At 58.1% G+C, this 22,447-nt stretch carries 17 protein-coding genes; 9 read left to right on the top strand and 8 right to left on the bottom strand.

The features are described 5' to 3' along the window. Positions 1 to 66: 66 nt before the first annotated feature. The 6 genes from H4W29_RS09165 to H4W29_RS09140 all read right to left on the bottom strand — a co-directional run bounded on the left by H4W29_RS09165 (position 67) and on the right by H4W29_RS09140 (position 9,281). On the bottom strand, positions 67 to 1,713 hold the full coding sequence (locus H4W29_RS09165; protein WP_192728650.1) for a GNAT family N-acetyltransferase: 1,647 nt from the start codon (positions 1,711 to 1,713) through the stop codon (positions 67 to 69). 137 nt (positions 1,714 to 1,850) lie between these two features. Continuing rightward, positions 1,851 to 2,339 carry a hypothetical protein gene (locus H4W29_RS09160; protein WP_192728649.1) on the bottom strand — a complete coding sequence of 163 codons (489 nt, stop codon included), beginning with the start codon at positions 2,337 to 2,339 and terminating at the stop codon, positions 1,851 to 1,853. 80 nt (positions 2,340 to 2,419) lie between these two features. Beyond that, positions 2,420 to 3,769, bottom strand: coding sequence for an HlyD family type I secretion periplasmic adaptor subunit (locus H4W29_RS09155; protein ID WP_192728648.1), 1,350 nt, complete (start codon positions 3,767 to 3,769; stop codon positions 2,420 to 2,422). A gap of 5 nt (positions 3,770 to 3,774) precedes the next feature. Continuing rightward, a complete protein-coding gene (locus tag H4W29_RS09150) occupies positions 3,775 to 6,054 on the bottom strand; it encodes a type I secretion system permease/ATPase (RefSeq protein WP_192728647.1) in 2,280 nt (759 codons plus the stop codon). A gap of 24 nt (positions 6,055 to 6,078) precedes the next feature. Continuing rightward, the gene (locus H4W29_RS09145) at positions 6,079 to 8,139 is read right to left on the bottom strand and encodes a hypothetical protein (protein WP_192728646.1); all 2,061 of its coding nucleotides are present in this window, start codon (positions 8,137 to 8,139) and stop codon (positions 6,079 to 6,081) included. Positions 8,140 to 8,276: 137 nt separating this feature from the next. Then, the gene (locus H4W29_RS09140) at positions 8,277 to 9,281 is read right to left on the bottom strand and encodes a fibrinogen-binding protein (protein ID WP_192728645.1); all 1,005 of its coding nucleotides are present in this window, start codon (positions 9,279 to 9,281) and stop codon (positions 8,277 to 8,279) included. An 872-nt stretch (positions 9,282 to 10,153) separates the two neighbouring features. Here H4W29_RS09140 and H4W29_RS09135 point away from each other — a divergent pair. Next, positions 10,154 to 10,936, top strand: a complete 783-nt coding sequence (locus H4W29_RS09135) for a helix-turn-helix transcriptional regulator (RefSeq protein ID WP_192728644.1) — start codon at positions 10,154 to 10,156, stop codon at positions 10,934 to 10,936. A 3-nt stretch (positions 10,937 to 10,939) separates the two neighbouring features. On the opposite strand, the gene H4W29_RS09130 is transcribed toward H4W29_RS09135, so the two are convergent. After that, entirely contained in the window at positions 10,940 to 11,260 is a 321-nt protein-coding gene (locus H4W29_RS09130; RefSeq protein WP_192728643.1) for a hypothetical protein, read from the bottom strand. Positions 11,261 to 11,636: 376 nt separating this feature from the next. Between H4W29_RS09130 and H4W29_RS09125 the strand changes: the two genes are divergently transcribed. The 5 genes from H4W29_RS09125 to H4W29_RS09105 are packed head-to-tail and all read left to right on the top strand — an operon-like array spanning position 11,637 to position 17,036. Further along, complete coding sequence (locus tag H4W29_RS09125; protein ID WP_192728642.1) at positions 11,637 to 12,656, top strand: UDP-glucuronic acid decarboxylase family protein; 1,020 nt, start codon at positions 11,637 to 11,639, stop codon at positions 12,654 to 12,656. A gap of 1 nt (position 12,657) precedes the next feature. Further along, complete coding sequence (gene galE / locus H4W29_RS09120; protein ID WP_192728641.1) at positions 12,658 to 13,641, top strand: UDP-glucose 4-epimerase GalE; 984 nt, start codon at positions 12,658 to 12,660, stop codon at positions 13,639 to 13,641. Then, the gene (locus H4W29_RS09115) at positions 13,638 to 15,521 is read left to right on the top strand and encodes a glycosyltransferase family 2 protein (protein WP_192728640.1); all 1,884 of its coding nucleotides are present in this window, start codon (positions 13,638 to 13,640) and stop codon (positions 15,519 to 15,521) included. The genes galE and H4W29_RS09115 overlap by 4 nt, the downstream gene beginning before the upstream one ends. A 10-nt stretch (positions 15,522 to 15,531) precedes the next feature. After that, positions 15,532 to 16,041, top strand: a complete 510-nt coding sequence (locus H4W29_RS09110) for a DUF995 domain-containing protein (protein WP_192728639.1) — start codon at positions 15,532 to 15,534, stop codon at positions 16,039 to 16,041. A gap of 20 nt (positions 16,042 to 16,061) precedes the next feature. After that, positions 16,062 to 17,036, top strand: coding sequence for a glycoside hydrolase family 26 protein (locus H4W29_RS09105; protein ID WP_192728638.1), 975 nt, complete (start codon positions 16,062 to 16,064; stop codon positions 17,034 to 17,036). Between the two features lie 63 nt (positions 17,037 to 17,099). On the opposite strand, the gene H4W29_RS09100 is transcribed toward H4W29_RS09105, so the two are convergent. After that, complete coding sequence (locus H4W29_RS09100) at positions 17,100 to 18,386, bottom strand: ABC transporter substrate-binding protein (protein WP_192728637.1); 1,287 nt, start codon at positions 18,384 to 18,386, stop codon at positions 17,100 to 17,102. A 157-nt stretch (positions 18,387 to 18,543) separates the two neighbouring features. Between H4W29_RS09100 and H4W29_RS09095 the strand changes: the two genes are divergently transcribed. Genes H4W29_RS09095 through H4W29_RS09085 form a run of 3 tightly spaced genes read left to right on the top strand, consistent with a single transcriptional unit; the run spans position 18,544 to position 22,445 of the window. Continuing rightward, positions 18,544 to 19,572 carry a LacI family DNA-binding transcriptional regulator gene (locus H4W29_RS09095; protein WP_192728636.1) on the top strand — a complete coding sequence of 343 codons (1,029 nt, stop codon included), beginning with the start codon at positions 18,544 to 18,546 and terminating at the stop codon, positions 19,570 to 19,572. Positions 19,573 to 19,581: 9 nt separating this feature from the next. After that, complete coding sequence (locus H4W29_RS09090; RefSeq protein WP_192728635.1) at positions 19,582 to 21,438, top strand: DUF2264 domain-containing protein; 1,857 nt, start codon at positions 19,582 to 19,584, stop codon at positions 21,436 to 21,438. Next, the gene (locus tag H4W29_RS09085; RefSeq protein ID WP_192728634.1) at positions 21,435 to 22,445 is read left to right on the top strand and encodes a hydroxyacid dehydrogenase; all 1,011 of its coding nucleotides are present in this window, start codon (positions 21,435 to 21,437) and stop codon (positions 22,443 to 22,445) included. The genes H4W29_RS09090 and H4W29_RS09085 overlap by 4 nt, the downstream gene beginning before the upstream one ends. The last annotated feature ends 2 nt before the right edge of the window (positions 22,446 to 22,447 follow it).

Raw genomic sequence — 22,447 nt, 5'->3', positions numbered from 1 at the left:
GCCTAAAGCGTGGCGCTTAAAAAATGCGCGGCGGTTTCGCGGTGGCGACATGTATCAAGCAAGGACCTAGTGCATGCGTGGGCGGCGTTTCTCGCCGCCGCGCTTTCCAGGCAATCCCATCATGCCTTCAGGAATCTGTTCATCGGCTTCCAACGCCGCAATGTGCTGACGTAGACGCCCAAGCGCCACGGAAGCAAATTCGGTATAGGGAATGGCGGCAGGATCGTCGGTATGGATATCCCGGATCGCCGCGAGCACCGTCTCGGCTTGCGTGAAACGGCGTGCTGCGATGAGGGCGATACCTTCCTTGTAGCGGGCCTGAACCACATGGGGCGCTTGCTCCCCGATGCGATGGAAGGTTAGGGCTGCATCCTCATAGAGTTTCAGTGCCAATTGCGTATCTCCAAGGCGAAGTGCAATCGGCAATGGCTCGGCGGTGCGTTCCAGCAGCAACTGATAGGCGGCAAGGGCTTCGGTCAGCTTTCCACGCTCGAAGAGCAGGTTGGCAAGGCCAAATTCGGCACCGGGATGCCCCGGCGACGATTGCAGAACCTGTGTGAAGACGATCTCGGCTTTTCCTTTCTCACCCTTTCGATACATTTCGAGTGCTTGCTCGTAGACATAGTTGACGCTGCGCGGATGCAGAACGCCGCCGAGGTTGCGTCCGTCGCGGGTCCTGAAGAGCGTATAACTGATCCGCCGCTCGTCAGCGCCGAAGACATATTTGTAAGGTTCGTTTCCGCGCAGGAAATCATAGAACAGGAAGCCGTCTTCGATCGCCCGGCGGATGCAATATCCATGCAGCATCAGACCGGGAGATGGCGTTTTCCAGTTCTCGTCACGACCGGTGATATAGAAGAGGATCGTCTTTTTCGGGCGGTCGACGATGTTGGCGAGGGCGCCGAGCGGCTGTTCACCGAACCAGAAGACAGGGACGTCGAGCGTGCCGCTCTTGAAGCAGTCCATCAGCATTTCACGCGTGGAATTGATCAGCCGCTCCGTCCGCTCCAGTCCTTTGCGCTCCGTCCATCGCGTGCGCCAGAAGTCAAAGAGAATGGTGAGGTCGCGGTCAATGGTCTCAGGTGTTGCCATCGTGATCCGGTAGCCTTCGTCGCCATCGAGCTTGCGCAGGAAGCGGCGCAGCTTCTGGCGTGTCTGACTGCTCATCTTCTGATCCAGATAATCATCCCAACTTGCAGGCAGGAAGACGACCGGGCAGATCGTATTGTCGATATTATCATGGCTGGCTAGGGCGTTGTCACGGAACATGACGAGTGGCCCCTGCAACGCCTGGATTATCTTGTCTCGCCGTTCCGGTGGCCCGCTGAAATGCTCCAGCCTGAGATGCGTCCAGTTCTGCTGTTTAAGATAAGCGGCAAAACCGGCGATGGCCTTTTGCTCGTAACCAGGCATGACGATGAGGCCGGTATAGTCGGCCGAATAATTCCCGCCCATGACGATTTCATCATAAAAAAGCCCGCTCTGCTCATCGAGTTTCGTGAGCAATCTCAGCGGCAAAAAGGCGACATAGGGAGCATCCCGCTCCCGCTCGCGCAGCGCCAGAACGAACCAGCGGCCGCGGTGCCCAAGAAAGTCTCTAAGCCATGTCCAGGAGAGGAAATGTTGGGCATCTGGATCGTCCCGATAGACCTGATCCCAGTTGTCGCGAACGGCGTCAAAACCGGCGACGGTATCAATGACATCGATGCGCATGCCCCCCTCCCAATACTCCGTACCTAATTCGGGAAATTCCAGTCTAATGGGAAACATCGATCTTCAAATAAACCGTCCGGGTGAATCCTTGAGACGAAATGGGATTAGCCCAAGGCAGCCGCTTTAGACGGGCAATGTTAGAGCGCTACAATCCGTGGGCTGGCATGGATGAAAGCCCAGAGCGCCTTGCTGATATTGACGATCTCGCCAATCGATTTCTCCAGGAGTTCCAATTCCCGATCATCCATTTGTTCGACCTTTCCGTAGCGAATTTCCTTGTCGTCCTCGACCAGGCGCATGAGCTGCGTGCTGGAGATTTCGCCCTTCTCGTCGAAGGAATAGATGCAATGATTGTATTTGTTGCGCATCTTCGATTCCTTCTTCAGGCGCGACATGGCCGAGAGAACGGCCTTGCGGTCCGCTGCTGGCGTCGAAGGAAGCTTTGCGAGACGCTCGACGAGATCTATGCGTGCACGTGTCGTATTAAGCGTCAGGAAGACCACGATCGCCGCCTCCTTCTCCACTTTGAGAAGGTGGGCTATAATATAGATCAGCAGGCTTTCTGTATTCGTCCAAACATAGTTTAAGCGCCCAACACTCAATAATACATCGGACATAGCCGGCATGCTGAACTCCCTCGGCTCAACGCTGACAATACATGGACTATATCAGATAATGTCGTTGTCCGCTTCGGCCATTTCTGCGCCTAACGCTCCTTAAATGCGCGTGACATGCTGTCGGCGATCGGTTTGCTCAGATATTCGAAGAAGGTGCGCTCCGAACTCTGGATCAGCACTTCGGCAGGCATGCCGGGAACCGGATGGAAGTTATGAACGCGGGCAATTTGCGAGTCCGGGATCTCTACACGCACGATGTATACGTCCTTGACGGACATGCCGGCATTTTCCTCAATGGAGTCGGCCGAAACATAGAAGACCTTGCCTTCCAGAACCGGCGTGGTGCGCCTGTTGAGGGCAGTCAGGCGGATTGCCGCCGTCTGCCCCTCGTGAAGCTGATCGATGGAGGTACGCAATACCTGCGCCTCCAAGATCAGCGGCACATGCGCCGGCAGGATCTCCATGATGGGCTTACCGGTGGTGATGACGCCACCAGCAGTGTGATAGTAGGAGCGCACAACGGTGCCGGTCACTGGCGAACGGATGACCGTACGCTCCAGAACGCCGGCTGCCTCATGCATCTGCTGACGTACGCTGTCGAGGTCTGATTCAGCAGTCTCCAGCGCATCGAGTGCTGCCTGCTTGTTGGAATTGACGGCGATGATGGCTTCCTGCCGGAATTTGGCGATTTCCGCCTCGCTCTCGTTCAGTTCACCGTTCAGGCGCGAAATATCACCCATCGCATCGGCGATGGCGCGCTCGATGGCCAGAAGATCGGTCTTGCGCATATAGCCGACCTTGACGAGCCGCTCCTTGGAGTCCCGCTCATCCGAGAGCAGGGCCAGTTGCCTTTCGAAGGCTTCGCGCTGGCCCTTGTAGCCGTCGAAGCGGTATTCCAGCGACTTGATGTTCTTTTCGATCAGGTTGAGCTGCTCGTCGAGCTTGACCTGCTTGCTGCGAAAGACGACGTTCTGGCTCTGGATGATGGCGTTGACGTCTGGGTCGCTCGCCTCGGCCATGACGATATCAGGAAGCTTCAATTCATTCGTTCCCTGTGCTTCGGCCCTGAGGCGCGCGACCACCGCCTCCAGGCGCAGCCGCCTCAGCTTCAGCATGCGTTCGTTGGTCAGGGCGGCTGTCTGGTCGAGCGTCAACAGTACGTCGCCTTCCTTGACGCTTGCGCCTTCGCCGACCATCATTTCCTTGATGATGCCACCTTCGAGGTGTTGAACGACCTTGTTGTTGCCGGTTGCCACGAAGCTGCCCTGCGCGATGATTGCCGATGCCAGCGGCGCTGTTGCCGCCCAATATCCAAAACCGCCGAAGGAGGCGAAAAGTACCGTTAGGCCAACAAAGCTGTGCAGACGGATGGAGCGCGGAACATCGCCATACCATTCGAGCTGTGCCGGGCCGGTTGATTCCTGCTTCTTCCTTCCCATCGCCCTTACCTTTCGATACGCGGCGTCTGCTGGCCGTTGCCGCCATTGCCCTTGGAGAGGGCCTGCAGCACCTCTATGCGCTCGCCGAACATGGCGACCGTGCCGTCCTTGAGGACCATGATCTTGTCCACGCACTGCAGAAGTGCCGGGCGCTGTGTGATCGTAACCGTTGTGATGCCCTGTTTCTTGGCATGGATCAGCGCTTTTGCGAGAGCGGCTTCACCCTGGGTGTCGAGGTTGGAATTGGGCTCGTCGAGCACGACGAATTTAGGATCGCCGAAGAATGCGCGTGCCAGCGCGATACGCTGTTTCTGGCCGCCCGAAAGCGGCGCGCCATCGGCTGCGACGACGGTCTCATAGCCCTGTGGGAAGCCGGCGATCAGTTCATGCACGTCGGCAAGGACGGCGGCTTCGTAGATCTGCCGGTCTTCGACGTCATCGCGCATGCGGCAGATATTGGCCTTGATGGTGCCCGGGAAGAGCTGCACGTCCTGCGGCAGATAGCCGATGCTCTCGCCGAACTGTCGTTGGTCCCAATTGCGCAGATCCATGAGGTCGAGGCGTACATTGCCCGAGGTCGGCAGGATCGAGCCCACCAGCATCTTGCCGAGTGTCGTTTTGCCGGAACCGGAATTGCCGATGATCGCCAGCGATTCACCTTTCCTCAGCGAGAAGGAGATGCCGTTCAGGATCACCTTCTTCTGAGGGGGCGGGACGAAGAGGATCCGCTCCACGTCCAGCCGCCCTTCCGGATTGGGAAGCCGCAGCCGCGGAAAGTTGAGCGGCGAGGTCAGCAGCAGATTCTTGATGCGGCCATAGGCGGCTGCCGATCGGTTGAACTGATGCCAGCCTTCGATCGCTCCTTCAATCGGCGCCAGCGCGCGGCCGGAAATGATCGAGGCGGCGATGACCATACCGCCCGTCAACTCTCCTGACAGCGACAGATGCGCACCCCAGCCCAGAAGCCCGACCTGCGTGATCATGCGGCAGGCCTTAGAAATGCCGGTGAAGATGATGTTGCGGTCCTGCGCCTGGACGTGGGATTTCAGCGAGCCGGCGGTTTCGCGGCCCCACATCTTCACCGCCTCCGGGATCATGGCGAGCGCGTTGATGATCTGCGAATTCCGCGACATGGAATCGAGATGGAAATTCGCGCGGCTGAGATAGCTATTGGATTCGGCGAACTGTTTGGCCGTGAACCTCTGGTTCAGGAAGGCGATCACAAACAGCACTGCGCAGCAGACCATGATGATGATGCCGAGATGCGGATGCACCAGGTAGACGACGATCACGAAGAGGGGCATCAGCGGCGCGTCGAGGAAGGCAATCAGCGTTCCTGAAGTCAAAAAGCTGCGGAGAGACTGAAGGTCCTGCAGGATCTGGTAATCCTTGCCACTTCCATGCAGCGAGGCGCGAGCAGCTGCACTGAGAATCGGGGCGCCTAGCTGGACTTCCAGTTCAACAGCAGTCCGCATCAGGATGAAGCGCCGGACAGAATCCAGGAAGGCCTGTATGAGGACGGCTCCCACCACCACGATGGAAAGCATCACCAACGTGTCGATGGAACGACTGGTCAGGACGCGGTCCGAAATCTGGAAGAGGTAGAGTGGGATCGCCAGCAGGAGCACGTTGATCGCGATCGTGAAGACCATCACGATGGCGAGGTTGCGCCTGATGACCGCGATGCCTCGCGCAAGGCTCAAGGCGAAATTCACCGGCTCGCTACGCTTGTGGAAGCCGCTGTTTCCGCCGCCGCCACCACCGCCGCCGCCGCCGAAATCCGGCTCCTTGCCGCCTCCGCCGCCGCCACCTGTACGCAGACGACGCTCATTTTCCTTCACCGGGCCGGTGTCGCTGTCGATCGTCTTGGCAAACGGAATATCCGGCTTTGCCTTGAACTCGTTGGGTTCATCGGGCGTCCGCCGTGCCTCGATACCGGGCGTCGCCCGCAGTTCTTGACCTGACTGCGGCTTTGTTTCCGGCTCTACAATATTGGTGACGGGTATGTCGTGGCGGGAACGTTGCCTTTCAGATTGTTCGGTCGGCATCACGGTTTGCACGTCATCCACCTTCTCTTCAGCAACAACCTCGGCAGCCTCGATTTCACGGGGATAGGAAGACACCTTGCGTGTCAGCTGGCGAAGATGATCCACTGCATCGTCGATGGCCGAAACGCAGGACTCCGTCAGAAAATCCTGAGGATTTGCCGCCGTGGGGGATGGCTTTTCGCCACGCAGATCGAGTGCGCTGCCATCTGCAAAAATCTGTTTTGAGATCTGGTTCATCGCGGTCTCTCCCAAGATACCAGGTCACGCGACCACGACTTGCATTACATCGGAAGGATGGGCGGACGACCATGAAAGGTCATGCCCGCCGTTGATGATGCCATCGCCACTGTCCGTGCCTTGGGGGCCATCGTCATCGAGAAAGGCGATGACTTCATTGGCAAGCTTTTCGCCTGCCATCTCGGGCGCGGTGGCATCGTGCTCTATGATCCCACCCTGAATGAGAATAGCGTCGGAATAGAGCTGACCGGCAATGTAAGTAGTATTGCCGAAGCTGTCGTAGTCGACGATTTGAGCGATGTTGGCGACGGTATTGCTGCCTGTATCGATCGTGATCACGGCGTCCTGATTATTCTTTAGGAGCTCGGCTGCGGCTTGGGTCACGTCGTCAGAATCTCCGAGCACGGCGACCTGTTTGATGATGGTCATGTCGAAGAGATTGCCGGTGATGTAGAGGACATTCAGGCCGACATAGCCCTGGAAATTGAGATCGGTGGACAAGCCTTCAGGCATTGTCGGATCGCGTTCCAGAATTCCCTTCTCTGCCTGATGCATATAGTCGGGCATGGTCTCGAACCGGTCATTGGCCCCGACATTGTGGATCGCTGCAAAGTTCCAGATGAGATTGTTGCCGGATTGGATGGCGGCATTGCCGTCCACGCCGTCCTCGGCGCGAACCCAGTCGTTGTCGTAGAGAAGCGAAATCTGCGTGATGCTGTTGATATCGTAGACGCTGCCGCCGACGATCACCAGATCGTATTGCAGGCCCATTTCGAAGAACGACGAGAAATTCAGTGTCGTATTGCCGCCGGTCAGAACAGTCGTTTGCGAGCCGCTCGTCGTGACGGTCATCGTGTCGTTATCGCTGACGAAATGATACTGCTCGACCCAGTTTACGAAAGATACGTCGCCGTTGACGATGCTGACCCGCCAGGCCATCGGAAAAATGGGATCGCCATGTGCATCGACTGTCGTCTCCGGCTGGGTCGATTGGTACGTGTCGCGTTCAAAGCTGGCGATATTGTAGGCCGTGACGCCGGCACCATCGGCCGCATCGGCCGAGGAATGGAACAACGAGGCGATATCGTCATCGTCGCTGTAGGCGTAAACCTGCGTGATGGCATCGATCTGGTGGTAGTCGCCCATGACCGCAGTCACGGAAGAGATTACCGCGGTGTTGATGACGGAGGCTATATTCGCGACGAGGTTTGCGCCGGCAGTGACCTCCAGGCTGCTTGAAGCCGGGTCATGCTGCTCAACCGATGTCTGGGTTTCGTCGGGATCTTCCGGCAGCTTGGCAAGGCCACGGTCCGGCAGCATATCGTCCAGCGCCGGAACCTCTGAAACAAGTTTGCCGTTCATGTGGGTTCCGGTGATCTCGGATCCTGCCAGAACGAAATCATGCGCCTGGTCGTTTGGATTGTCTGCCGGCGGTTCGTTCGTTCCGAACGATGTCTGGCCGGAATCCTTCACCGCACGAATGTAGGCTTCCATATCATTGGCGATATGCTTGACACCTTCGAAAGTGTCGGTCCGCTGCAGACTGGCAAAGGGAGTGAAGATTTCGGTTTGGGCACTGAACTCGGCCAGCCGTTCGGTGACGAAGCTCGTATCACGGGGGGCATGGTGGCCATCCGTCATATCGAGATAGTCGTCGTCAAAGAGAACGTTGACCTGCGTAGCGTATCCGATCACCGATCCGGGACCATTGAAAACCTGCAGCTGTTCGTCGTCCTCGACATTGATGTCCTGTGGGCTGCCGAACCGGGGCAGCGACGACATATCGCGGTGCGCAATCTCGGAGAGCTTTTCAATGCTCTCCTCGAAGGGGCGGCCGAATCGGCGGGCGCCGCCATAGATGATCTCATAGCTGACGCTTCTGTAGTTGACATCAGGATCGTAGTCCTGGAGCGCGAGATCGGAGGCGAAGGTGGGCGTGTTGGCGACCAGATCGTCAAGTGCCGGATTATTTTCGGCAGGGCCTGCACCCTCCGTCAGCTCCGCACGCAGCCTCATCTCTTCGGTCGTCGTTTCGAATATGCCGATGAAATGGGCGATGATTTCTGAGAATTTCTCAATCTGCATTGCCTTGGCCCTCCCTGTCGAAGAAACGACCGGCCATGCGATCCCCTTCTGCTGGAGCCGCGCTGTTCGTCAATTCGCACGCAAGCATTCAAACTGCACCGGCCGAAGCCGGTGCAGCCCTTTCTTGGTCTTGGAGGTTAGTGTCCGCTGGTATCTTCGCCGACATCGGAAACATGCGAGTTACCGCCGATGACGCTGGAGTCCACAGCGTTGCTGAGCATGTTCGCGCCCTGAACGAGCTCCATATGGAAGCCCGAATTGGCAAGAATTGCCGAAGCATCTGCTGTGGAAGTGCCTGTGACGTCGTCACCTGCCTTGAGGTCCCAGCCCTTGCTGTCCATATCCATGCCGTCAGCACCGTGCGCTGTGCCGGCATTCGCACTCAGGTGGTTCTGAGCGCCGCCGTTCTCCATCGTGATGTTCCAGGCCTTATCCTGGTCTGCGAGATGGTTGGCTTGGACAGTGCTGAAGACAGAATCGGCGCCTTCGCCGGAAAGCGAGCCGTTGAGGATATTGTCGATATTGAGGGTGAAGGAGAAGTCATCCCCGATGTCGAAGGTGAGATCGTGGCCGGCTACGCCGAGGTTCCCGAAGTCCTTGACATCGTCAATAACGGCAAAGTCCGTGTCCGTCTTGTTGAAGCTGTCGCTCGTATTGTGGCTACTGGTGGTCGTCTTGGTGTCGGTATCCGTGACCGTCTTGATGTCGGTGTCGATATCGGTCTTGGTGTTCGTGTCGTTATCGGTAATCGTCTTGATGTCAACGTCGTCGTCGCTGTATGACTTGGCGTCATAGCTCCAGTCGTAGTCCGACTTCGTGGTGGTGGTTGTGTCGTTGTCGTTGATGGTGGTCGTCTTGGTGTTCGTGTCGTCGTCCGACTTGTAGCTCCAGTCGTAGTCGTTGTCGCGGTTGTCGCCGTTGTCGGTCTTCACATCGAGATCGACATTGGCCTTGACGTCCACGTCTGTGCTGTTGTCGGTGTTGTTGCGATTGTCACCATTGGCGATACCGCCGACGTAACCGGTGGAATCATCATCGATTTCGGTTGAATTGATAGCGCTGGAAAGGCCGTCGGCCAGCGCGCCCACCTTGACGGTGTCGTCATCTGAGCCCAGCGGACCGGGCTTCGGATCATAAGGCATTACGTTTCCTCCAGAAAAAAACTGGAGCAGCTTTCGAAGTCCCTCTCATCTCAAATGGGATCTTTGCTCGCGCTTGCTCCAATGCGTTAACATCGGCAGATGGACTCGGTACCTTTTCACCTGCAGCTTCATCGCGATTTGTTGGCCAAATTCTGTATTGGGATTGTGCCTATTCAGTACAAGGACGCACAAATCCGGTCCCGGACTCGATATGAGCGCGAGCAAGGCAGTCGAACTTCTTTTTGAGTTCCCTCGAAAGAAGACCAAGTATCAAAAACACAGCTGATACTTGATTTTCACGTCGCCACTTTGGCAACCATTACAGATTGATGGAAAAAACTGGGTCCCGATAGATATCAATTCGGGCTAAGGCAGCTGAAGTCCGGCTCAATACTCCAGTTAAGCCACTGCTGGATCGCAGGCTCGGAGAAAGGCTATGTGCGAATTGGGGATGGCGTCCCATACTTCCGAATCCGGAGGCTTCGAATGATTGCGGTATCGCGAAGTTAAGCTCGAAAGGTTCTCCGTCTTATTTTGAAATATCGTCTGCCCATTACCACTTTGGTTTTGTATGTCTCGAACTAATACATGCTGCTTTATACCGTGATCTAGTCGAAATACCGCCCGCTAGTATGTTTCTTGTCGGAAATGCAACCATAAAGTGGCAGAAAATAAATATAACTTCGTGACAACTAACCCATTTGGGCCATTTCTTTCCTTTGAAATCCATATTACCATAATTAAGAAATGCCTAAAAGATAAGGCGGCCACATGCCTAGGGGCAATGTTCGTCGGCATGTAATACCCGCCATCGCGCCAATGGGAGTAGATGCTCCGAGTTTGAGTATAGTGTAGCGCTAGGGGAGGCGTATATGTTCATGGTTGGGTCGGAAGTAGGAGATTCGGATCAGGCAAGAAGACTGAGCCCGAATGGAGAAACAGTCCTGGTAATCGCCAAGGCGGACTTGTTCTCCGAGTGTATGGTTGAGGCACTGGCAAAGAAATTCCCGAATTTTGATGTCGTAAGCGTATCGAGCGCGCAGTCCATATCCGAGAAGGATATTCACGACATGCGGCTTGTCCTGTTCTATCATGTCGCCGGCGCCGAGTTGCACGATGCGCTGCAGGTCGTTCGTGAAAACCGTCCGGACGCATCCATCGGCCTTGTCGTCGAAGCTATCGATATGATGGAGCCCTATATCAGCCGTCTTGTCGAGGCGCGTGTCGTCGATGGCGTCCTGCCGCTCAATCTGCGTCTGGATGTCTTCATGGCGGCAATCGATCTACTGATGAAGGGCGGCGAACATTTTCCATCCGCGCTTCTGGGCCGTCTGTCCAACCGGCCGACGACCCAGCTCGAGCCCTCGCTGTATCAGACGAAGTCCGTCGACGCAGCGCGCGCCAATGCGCTGAAGCTTCGCCGCAACAGCATGGCGGCTCTGACCACGCGCGAGGTGCAGATTCTCGACCTCATCTGTAAGGGCACGCAGAACAAGATCATCGCCGACAAGCTTCATCTGTCCGAAAACACGGTGAAAGTTCACGTCCGCAATATCTATAAGAAGATGAATGTGAGAAATCGCACCGAAGCGGCCTCGCGTTTCTTCAACGATACGTCGGAAAGCAGCGATCTCTCCGGCCGGTGGCCGCACTAGACATCAATCTATCTGGGGCGAGCGGGCAAAGCAGCGTGATTTCTGGCCGAAACCGCTCGGCGAACAGATGTAAGGCGCGGAACCGGGATAGACCGCGGCGCTCACCTTAGCCGAAGCGGTCTTCGGTTCGGCAGCATAGGCGAAGTCCTTCGCGGCATGTGGCACGCTTGCCACAACGACATTCTTCTCCGTGCTTCCCACGATCGCGGTATCGACCACCGCACAAGAGATCGGTCCGATGGCCGAGAGAACGATCGTCGCAGCCAAAGCCAGAGAGCTGAAGCTGCACGGCGCTCTGCCAGGCATGCGATCATGAGTCGTCATTGAAAAACCCCTCTCTATAACCAGGGCAATAGCGACGCGCCCTCGCACACCAGTGGCTGGCCACTCCTTATATTGGCTTCATTGACTGAAGCTGGAGCGGCCAGGCAGAAAGCATGGCACCATAGTCATTGAGAGGGATTAATCAAGCAAATTCCGAAGTTTAATACTATAGCTATTTAGAATTGCTCCCGTGTTTTGAAGTTGACCTTCCCTGATATCCTCTTATCATTTTGAACATAGGTACAATTATCCGAAGAATAACCGAGTTGGTTATTTCATAGATACCACTTCGCGTTGAAGTTATCGAGGCGGATGAAGAGGGAGCCTAAAGTATAGAAGGGTCTAAGAAGACCACGCACATGGGAAGGAATTTGTAATGCGTAGTATTCCCACCGAAGGATATTCAGGAGCTGCATTCGCATCGCCACAACAGCGGTCAAAAACCGTGCTGGTCAACGGAGGCGCCGGTTTCCTGGGTTCCCATCTTTGCGAGCGACTTCTCGAGCTCGGCCATCAGGTCATCTGTCTCGACAATTTCTACACCGGCCGCCATGTCAATATCGAGCATCTGCTGCAGAATGCCCGTTTTCGGCTTTTGGAACATGACGTGCGCCAGCCCTATGACGTCGAGGCTTCCGTCATCTTCAACTTTGCTTCGCCAGCCTCGCCGCCGGACTATCAGCGTGATCCCGTCGGCACCTTGCTGACCAATGTGCTTGGAGCCGTCAATACGCTCGATGCGGCCCGCCGCAGCGGCGCGACGGTCGTCCAGTCCTCGACCTCGGAAGTCTATGGGGATCCGCACGAAAATCCGCAGCGCGAAACTTATTTCGGCAATGTCAACCCGATCGGCCCGCGCGGCTGCTACGACGAGGGCAAGCGGTCAGCCGAAACCCTGTTCTTCGACTATCATCGCAAGTATGCCGTCGATATCAAGGTTGGCCGGATCTTCAATACCTACGGCCCGCGTATGCGCCTTGATGATGGACGCGTCGTATCCAATTTCATCGTCCAGGCGCTCTCCAACGCCGACATAACGATCTATGGTGACGGCCGGCAGACCCGCTCCTTCTGCTATGTCGACGATCTCGTTGGTGGTTTCCTGCGTTTCGCCGAGGCCGGCGAAGATTGCGTCGGTCCGATCAATCTCGGCAATCCGACGGAGATCACCGTGCGGGATCTGGCAGAAATCGTCCTTGATCTGACCAATTCGCGCTCGCGCATCATTTACCTGCCGGCCGTGGCAGACGATCCGCAGCAACGCCGTCCGGATATTTCCAGAGCCAGAGAAGAGTTGAACTGGTGGCCGACGACGGAGCTGAAGACTGGGCTGAAGCGTACGATATCCTATTTCGATGCGCTGCTTGCCCGCAAGGAAGTGGTGGAGGCCGTATGAGATGCCCCGCTACATCCTGGTTACGGGTGGCGCCGGCTTCATCGGCAGCCACATCTGCAAGGCGCTTGCGCGTGCCGGCATGGTTCCGGTCACCTATGACAATCTTTCCACCGGACATATCGACAGCGTCCGGTGGGGGCCGCTGATCCAGGCGGATATCGCCGATGGCGCAAGGCTGCGGCATGTCATGGCCGAGTACTCGCCGGATTGTGTCATCCATTGCGGCGCCAATGCCTATGTCGGTGAATCCGTCGAAAAGCCGAGCATCTATTATCGCAACAATGTCATCGGCAGCCTATCGCTGCTGGACGCCTGTCTCGATTGCGGTATCGACAGGATCGTCTTCTCCAGCAGCTGCGCGACTTACGGCATTCCAGAGATGCTGCCGATCGGCGAGAAAACGCCGCAACAGCCGGTCAATCCCTATGGCAGGACCAAGCTGATCTTCGAAATGGCACTGGAGGATTATGCGGCCGCCTATAGCATCCGCTTTGCCGCGCTCCGTTACTTCAATGCAGCCGGCGCCGATCCGGAAGGCCAGCTTGCCGAGCGGCACTATCCCGAAACCCATCTGATCCCGCGCGCTCTTCTTGCCGCCAGCGGCCGGATCGAGAGCCTCGATATTTTCGGCACCGACTATGAGACGGAGGATGGCACCTGCGTCAGGGATTACATCCATGTCAGCGATCTTGCGGCAGCCCATCTTGCTGCCGTTCGCCACCTGCTGGTTGGTGGCAATTCCTTGAGCCTCAATCTGGGTTCCGGCCGTGGCACGTCGGTCGGCGAGATTCTCGCTGCCGTTAAACGAAAGACCGGCCACAGGGTGCCGATCTGCTGTCAGCCGCGCCGCGCCGGTGATCCGCCGGTGCTTTTCGCCGATACGAAAAGGGCTCGCCTGGAGCTGGACTTCATGCCGGCGCTTTCGGATATCGATACGATCATCCGCACGGCAGGCCCGACTTTCGGACTGGAAGTGATCGCATGAGCACCAGAGCCGGAATCGACCGCGCATATCGGTCCTCAGTTGCCAAATCCGAGATGTTCGAGCCGGTCTTTACCGGCTGGAATCGAGCCGCCTATGGTCTTGGCATCGTCTGCTGGCTGGCAGCACTCGCCTACTTCTGGCTCTGGTGGGCTGAGCCCACTCACGTCGTTTCATGGCCGGCATTCCTGCTCGTCACCCTCATCCTTGCCTGGGTCACCCTGATACCGGCCTATTTCATCCTGATCTTTCTGGATGCGAGGCAGGTCAGATCATCCGCCGACCTGCCGAAGGGTCGCGTCGCCATGGTGGTCACCAAGGCTCCATCAGAACCCTTCGCCGTCGTGCGCAAGACGCTTCTTGCGATGCTCGATCAGAAGGGCGTCGAGTTCGATGTCTGGCTCGCCGATGAAGATCCATCCGAGGAGACCAAGAGATGGTGCGGGCAGCACGGTGTCATGATCTCCACCCGCAAGGGCGTCAGCGAATATCACCGTCCCGTCTGGCCGCGCCGCACGCGCTGCAAGGAAGGCAATCTCGCCTATTTCTATGATCACTTCGGCTATGAGCGCTATGATTTCGTCGCCCAGTTCGATGCCGATCATGTGCCGACGCCGACCTATCTTCGCGAGGTCCTGCGACCCTTCTCCGATCCCGAAGTCGGCTATGTCTCGGCACCCAGCATCTGCGATGCCAATGCGGCCGAAAGCTGGGCCGCCCGCGGCCGGCTCTACGCCGAAGCGAGCCTTCATGGTTCGCTGCAGGCAGGATACAATAATGGTTGGGCGCCGCTCTGCATCGGCTCGCACTATGCCGTTCGCACGGCCGCCTTGAGGAAGGTCGGCGGGCTCGGTCCCGAGCTCGCGGAAGATCATTCGACCACGCTTATGATGAATGCCGGTGGCTGGCGCGGGGTCCATGCGGTCAATGCCATCGCCCATGGCGATGGACCGGTGACCTTTGCCGATCTGGTGGTGCAGGAATTCCAGTGGTCGCGCAGCCTGGTGACCATCCTCCTGCAGCATTCTCGCCGGCATGTCGCCCGGCTGCCGCTGAAACTGAAGTTCCAGTTCCTGTTTTCGCAGCTCTGGTATCCGCTGTTTTCGGTCTTCATGGCGGTGATGTTCCTGCTGCCGGTCGCAGCCCTGCTCACGGGCCATGTATTCGTCAACGTTACCTATCCGGCGTTCCTGCTGCATTCTCTGCCGCTTTCGATCGTGCTGACGGTATTCGCCGTCTTCTGGCGTGCGTCGGGCACATTCCGGCCATACGATGCGAAGCTCTTCGGCTGGGAAGGGGTGGTCTTCATCCTGCTGCGCTGGCCCTGGTCGCTTGCCGGCAGCCTTGCTGCCGCGCGCGATTACGTGACCGGCTCCTTCGTGGATTTCCGCATCACTCCGAAGGGTGATCAGGGACAGCGCAAATTGCCGGCTCGGATTGTCGCACCATACATCGCGCTGGCAGGCATTTGTGCCGCGGCCATGGTTTTTGCTGCCGATGGCGACGGTGCGCGTGGCTTCCAGATCTTCGCGGCGATCAACCTGCTGATCTATGTATCGCTCGCAATCCTGGTTGTCGTCCGCCATGCCATCGAGAACGGCCAGCCTCTTATGCTGCAAGCGCACAGCCTGCGGTTCGCCGCTGCCGGCAGTCTCGTCGCCTGTCTGGTCGGCGGGGCGCAACTCGGCAACCACGGGCTAACTGCCATGGAAGCGCTTTCGGACGGCCAGCCCTTCATCACCTTTACCCGGTCGCAATTTGCTGTGGCGGGTGCAGGGCTCGGTGGCGGCAAGACAAGGATCGTGAAATTCCGTCTCAAATGGCACGGTTTTGCCGAAGCTGGCCGTGAGCGAAGGGATGTTGGGGAGAACAGAAATGCGTGAGGAGGATAAAATGAGCATGACAATACGATTGAAGGGAGGAGCGCTGGCTCTGTGCCTCAGCCTCGTCCTCCCGACGGGCGCATTTGCGGCACAAAAGACGAAAGCACTGACACCGACGCCGCTGACTGCCGGTGAACTCTACGTGATCTACGCCGACAAGACCTGGACCTGGAATACGGGTGGCGGCCGTTTCATAGGCGAGGGCAGGCATTTCGTCGCCTGGGTGGACAATGGCGGCAAACAGTCTTTCGCCGAGGGCCGCTGGGTCGTCGATGATCTCGGTCAGATGTGCATGCGCGCAACCTGGACCAATAATGAGGGGGCGGCACGTGCCAGTACCTGCTTCGGCCACCGCAAGATCGGTAACACGATCTATCAGCGGCGTCAGCCGAGCGGGGACTGGTACGTATTCCGGCACGCTTCCACGAAAGCCGACGATGAGTTCCGGAAGCTGGTTCCGGCAGACACGGTGAGCCTGAAAGCCAAAGGGCTGAAGCAGGTTCTCGCGACTAATAAATAGCCGAAGGGAAGGAAAAGACCATGAAAACCCTGGCGAAGAAAATCTCGACGGCAACAATCGCGATGCTTCTGCTCGGCGTTGCCGATCTGTCGCACCGAAGCGAAGCGCAGAACGCCATCGCTGTCATGAATGCGGGTGCCCAGACGATCACCGACAAGACGATCACCGACAAGCGGCCGGCCATTCATGCCGATGGCATCAAGTTTGGTGCCTACGACCCGCATGGCGATTTCGGCGCGCAGCAGAGCGTGACAACAGAGCACCTCTTCCTTCCATGGGAGGACGTCGATCTCGAAACGCTGCGTGTGGCGGATGCCTATGCGCTGGCAAGAGGCCGCAACCTGCTGATCACGGTGGAGCCCTGGTCATGGGACGTGGATTGGCGGCTGACCTCAGATGAACTTCGCCGGAAGCTGTTTCGCGGTGATTACGATGTGAACATGCGGGCGATTGCCAGTATGGTCGCCCAGTTGAAAAGCCCGGTCATCGTCCGCTGGGGGCAGGAAATGGAGGACAAGTCCGGCCGCTTTTCGTGGTCCGACTGGAATCCTTCTGATTATATCGCCGCTTACAGGCGCATGATGGATATCGTGCGGGAGGAGGCGCCCGGTACGAAACTCATGTGGTCGCCGAAGGGGCTGCCTGGCCTCAACGCCTATTACCCCGGTGATGGCTACGTCGATTTCGTCGGCCTGTCCGTCTTCGGTCTGGAGCCCTATGACCAGATCGTTCACAAAGGTCCGCGAACTTTCTCCGAGGCGCTCAAGCCCGGCTACGACCTCGTCGCCCAGTATCACAAGCCGATCTGGGTCGCCGAACTCGGCTACGAGGGCAGTGATGGATACATCAAGCCGTGGATGGAAACGGCGACGATGAAGCAGAGCGATTTTCCCGAGCTGCAGGAGGTCGTCTATTTCAATGACCGCGACGTACACAGCTGGCCGTTCAACCTCGGCCGGCCCGATTGGAGGGTTATTGAAGACGCAAGCAACTAAGCTGGGGTTAGCAAAGGAAAAGGCCCGCTATCGGCGGGCCTTTGCTCGTTCACACAGGCGGTATCAACCCTTGATCGTTGCCTTGCCGGTTTCGACGAGCTTGGCTGCGGCATCGGCTACCGAGATGCGCTCGAAGGCGAGCTCATCGCAGGTCGGACGAAGAACACGCTGGTCGAATTCGGTCGCACCCATTGGCACCGGCCGCGGATATTCGCCGACTTGATCCTTGAGCAGGTTGACGTACTTGACCGTTTCCTGCTCCGTCGGGTTGAGCTGCGGCAGGATGGCTTCGCGAACCGCTGTCGACATGGGCACGCCGCGTTCGACGCCGAGGATCTTGCCGGCTTCCGGATCGTTGACGAAGAAGCTGATGAACTTTGCGGCGGCTTCACCCTGCTTGGTCGTGGCACCCACGCTCCAGATCAGGGCCGGGCGATAATAATGGCCCGACGGCCCGCCCTTCTTCTCGCGCGGCAGCATGGTGATGCCGAGCTTGTTCTTGATGATGAGCTGATAGCCGATCATCTGGTTGGAATAAGCCATGCCGATCACCGATTTGCCGAGGCCGAGGCAGTTGGTGTCGATCGTGTTCTGGTCAAGCGTCTGCACATCGGCGGCCACGGTGCCACCGGCCTTGCGCAGCTTTTCCCAATAATCGAACCATTCCTTGGCATCGTCGACCGTGAAGCCGAGGCCGACACCCTCCTTCGCGAAGAGGCTCTTGCCACGCTGGCGCAGCCAGGCGTCGAAGACATAGTTGTAACGCGCCGCATAGGGGCCGCCACCCTTGCCGGAGGCTTTGGCGAGTTCCACGGCGAGCTTGGCATATTCATCCCAGGTGAGATCGGGTGTCGGTAGCGGAATACCCGCCTTTTCGAATTCGACGGTATCGAAGAACATCGCGAAGGAATTGAGGCCGAGGCCGACACCATAGAGCTTGCCGTCAACCGTGGTCAGCTTCAGCATATCGGCACCGAAACTGTCGACCTTCAGCGTCGAAGGCACGAATTCATCGAGCGGCAGGCAGGCGCCGCGCTTCGAATAGTCGGAAATCGTGCCTGGTTCGAGCTGGAAGACGTCGGCGATAGAGCGGCCGGCCATCTGCGTTGCAAGTTTCGTCCAGTAGCCGTCGCCTGAAAGCGATTCACCGACCACGGTGACGCCGGGTGTCTTCGACTGATAGAGCTTGGCGACATCGAGTGTGCGTTTCGCGCGATCGTTGGAGCCCCACCACATGGCACGGAGTGAAGCGTCCTCGGCAAATGCGGGGATCGAGCTACCGGCGCCGAAGGCGAGGCCGGCCGCGGCACCCGCGGTTCCCATCAAGAATGAACGGCGATTGACCTGCATGATTTCCTCCTTTGTCTGATGCTCGATGCCATCCTCCAATGGTCTTTTCGAGCGTTCGGCAGATAGAGTACGCAAAAAATTTCTCTTTGCAAGAATTTATAGTTCTCTTGCAAATTTGCATAATTTGCATAATCTTTGCTGCATGAATGAGATCAAAATGAACGGGACCAAGATCAGAAAGCCGCGCCAGGCCGATATTGCCAGTCTGGCGGGCGTTTCCGTTTCCACAGTCTCGCGGGTGCTCGCCAATGAGCCCGGTATCAGCGAAAGCGTGCGGCGGCATATCTTGAAGGTCGCCGCCGACCATGGCTATCCGGTGAAGGCTGTTTCGGAAAGCGTTCCCGGCGGGCTTGCCCTGATTGCCAGCGACGGGGCGACCGGTGGCCTCAGCGTCTTCTACGAATCGATCGTTGAGGGCCTTCGCGCCGGTGCCGCCGAGGCCGGAATGCCTTTCGAGGTGCGGCTCGTGCGCGAGGACCGCACCACGCCTGACGTCGTCGGCGAATATATGCAGACGGCGGAAGCCGAAGGTCTTTTCCTCGTCGGCATCGATCCCGGCGATACGCTGCGGGTCTGGCTGGAGGAGACGGGAACGCCGACCGTTCTCGTCAACGGTACCGATCCGCGCCTCCGCCTCGATGGCGTCTCGCCCTCCAATTTTTTTGGGGCCTACGAGGCGACGAGCCGGCTCACGAAAGCCGGTCATCGTCGTATCCTGCATCTCACCGGCTCGCATCGCCACACGATCCGCGAACGTGTGCGGGGCTTCGAGGCGGCGATTGCCGCGGTTCCCGGTGCCGAAGGCCGGCTCGTTCCGCTCACCTTCCAGGGCAGCGCCAGCCGCGAGGCGCATGAGCGCACGGTCGCGATGCTCACGGAAGATCCCGGATATACGGCGGCCTTCTGCATGAATGATTTCATCGCCGTCGGCGTGCTCGAAGCCGTCACCGAAGCAGGCCTTCGCGTTCCCGAAGATTTCGCGATCGTCGGCTTCGATGACCTGCCCTGTGCCGTCATGACCAATCCCCGGCTTTCCACCATGCGCGTCGACCGCGCAGCGCTTGGCCGCGAGGCCGTCTCCCTGATGATCTCCCGCTACCGCGACAGGACCGCTCCCGCCCGCCATATCTGCCAGGCGGTCGTTCCCGTCGCCGGAGGCACCGTTCCCGATACCGACAAGCTGTGAGTGATGCCGATGACCTATGATCCCGCCAGCGCCAACCCGCTTGCAGGCAACCCGCTGAAGACCCGCGCCGACATGATCCGCGCCGTCAACGATCTGTTCAATCCGCTGCTTCCCTTCTTCTCAGATGGCAATGCCCGCGTTCGCCTCGATGGCGCCGGCGCTCATTTCGACCGGGCCGCTGCTGATCTCGAAGGCTTCGCCCGTCCGCTCTGGGGTCTTGCGCCGCTCGGCGCCGGCAAGAACGCTTTCGATCACTGGCACCGCTTTGCCGAAGGTCTTGCGAATGGCTGTGATCCGGCCCATCCCGAATATTGGGGTACGGTCAACGCACGCGACCAGCGCATGGTGGAACTCGCCGCCCTCGGTTTTGCCCTGGCGCTGGTGCCCGACAAGATCTGGGAGCCGCTCGACAAGCGCGCCCGCGACAACATCATCGCCTATTTCAAGCATGTCCGGCAGTTCGACTATGCCGACAACAATTGGAAATTCTTCCGGATCTTCGTCGATATCGCTCTCGACCGCCTCGGCGCGGATTTCGACCGCAGCCTGACCAGGCAATACCTTGAGGAACTCGAGGGCTTCTACATTGGCGACGGGTGGTATCGTGACGGTAATATCCGCCGCATCGACCACTACATTCCCTTCGCCATGCATTTCTACGGCTTGATCTATTCCAAGCTGGTTGATGACGACTATGCCAGACGCTACCGCGAGCGTGCCGTGCTCTTCGCCAAGGATTTCCGTCACTGGTTTGCGGCCGATGGTGCGACAATCCCCTTCGGCCGCAGCCTCACCTATCGTTTCGCCTGTGCCGGTTTCTGGTCGGCGCTCGCCTTCGCCGATCTGGAGGCATTGCCCTGGGGCGAGGTCAAGCATCTCTGCCTCGAGCATCTGCGTTGGTGGCAGGACAAGCCGATCACCAGCCACGACGGCGTTCTCTCCATCGGCTTCGGCTATCCGAACCTCTTGATGTCGGAGAGCTATAATTCTGCCGGCTCACCCTATTGGGCCTTCAAGGCCTTCCTGCCGCTCGCCATTGCTGAGGATCATCCCTTCTGGACCGCAGAGGAAAAGGCGCCTGAACAAGCCCCTGAGGTCGTTCCGCAACGTCATCCAGGCATGGTGGTCATGCGTGCCGGAAATGATGTCGTGGCGCTGTCTTCAGGCCAGGAAAACCTGCAGATGCGCTTCGGCACGGAGAAATACGCAAAGTTCGCCTATTCCGCTCGCTACGGTTTCAGCGTCGAAGCCGATGAGCGTGCCTTCGCACTTGGCGCCTTCGATTCCGCGCTCGCCTTCAGTGACGACGGCCTGCATTACCGCGTCCGCGAAACCAATGAAGAGGCAAAGATCGCCGGCAACATCCTTTATTCCAGATGGTCGGCCTTCAAGGATGTGAAGGTCGAAACCTGGCTCGTACCGTCGGCCCCATGGCATATCCGCGTTCACCGCATCACGACACCACGTCCGCTGCAGACCGCGGAAGGCGGCTTCGCGATCGCCAAACGCGATCTCGATGCGGACACGCTTTCAGCGGCTGAAGGCTCGGCTCATGCGATCGGCGAAGTGGATTTTACCGGCATCGTCGACTTGGGCTCGTCGATCAAACGAAACGGCCTTGCACAGAAAGCACTGCCGAATACGAACATGATTGTTTCCAAGACGCTCGTGCCGCAGCTGCGCGGTGAAATTCCTGCCGGCGAGACAGTTCTGATCACGGCTGCGCTCGCGTTAAACGATCCGGCTGCCGTATCGGGATCATGGACCACGCCACCGAAAGCACCCGATATTGTTGCGCTCCAGAAGCTGGTCAACGAGAACGGCGTGACCGTCAGCGCCATCGAAGCGCCAGGACATATGTCATGAACCGTGCCGCCATTGTCCTCGCCATGCAGCCCTCTCGCACCGAGCATGTGCTGCCCGAGGCGCTCCTTCGCCGGCTGGATGGCATCGGGCGTCTGCTCGATGCCGAACCGCTCCAGCACTTCGATGACGAGCGGGCAAAGCATCTATTGTCCGAGGCGGAAATCCTGATCACTGGCTGGGGCGCCCCCTATGTCGGCCGCGAAGCTCTGGCGCTTGCGCCGAAGCTGAAGCTCATCGTTCATGCGGCGGGAACAGTGAAGGGTCTCGTTGATGCCGGCATTTTCGAGGCCGGCGTCATCGTCAGCCATGCGGCCGAAGCCAATGCCGTGCCGGTCGCTGAATTCACGCTCGCTGCAATCATCTTTGCCGGCAAACATGTCTTCCGTTTCCGTGACATCTATGTTGGTGACCGCCATCGCGATCGCACCCATCCGATGCAGCGTGAGGCTATTGGCAATTATCGCCGCACGGTTGGAATTATCGGTGCGTCACGCATCGGTCGCCGCGTCATCGATCTGCTGAAGCCTTTCGATTACAAGGTACTTCTCTTCGATCCCACTATCGATGCCGATCGGGCGCGCGGAATGGGCGTGTACAAGGTGGAGCTCGACGACCTCATGCGTCATTCGGATATCGTCTCCCTCCACGCGCCATCACTGCCGTCCACCTACCATATGATCGATGCCGCAAAACTGGCGCTGATGAAGGATGGTGCGACGCTGATCAATACCGCGCGAGGTGCGCTGATCGATGAAGATGCTTTGCTTGATGTGCTGAAGACCGGCCGTATCGACGCCATTATCGATGTAACCGATCCCGAAATACCGGGACCGGAATCGGCGTTTTACGATCTGCCCAACGTCTTCCTGACGCCGCATATCGCCGGTGCCGTCGGACTCGAGCGCACTCGCCTCGGTGAAATGGCAGCAGATGAGGCTGAACGCTTCATCAAGGACGAGCCCCTGCTTTACCGGCTCACTCTCGAAAACCTGGAAAACACCGCCTGAAG

The organism is Rhizobium viscosum, assembly GCF_014873945.1.
In the GTDB taxonomy this organism is placed as follows: domain Bacteria; phylum Pseudomonadota; class Alphaproteobacteria; order Rhizobiales; family Rhizobiaceae; genus Rhizobium; species Rhizobium viscosum.
Note: the sequence above shows the minus strand (reverse complement) of the source record. Positions and strands in the feature narration are given on the sequence as shown.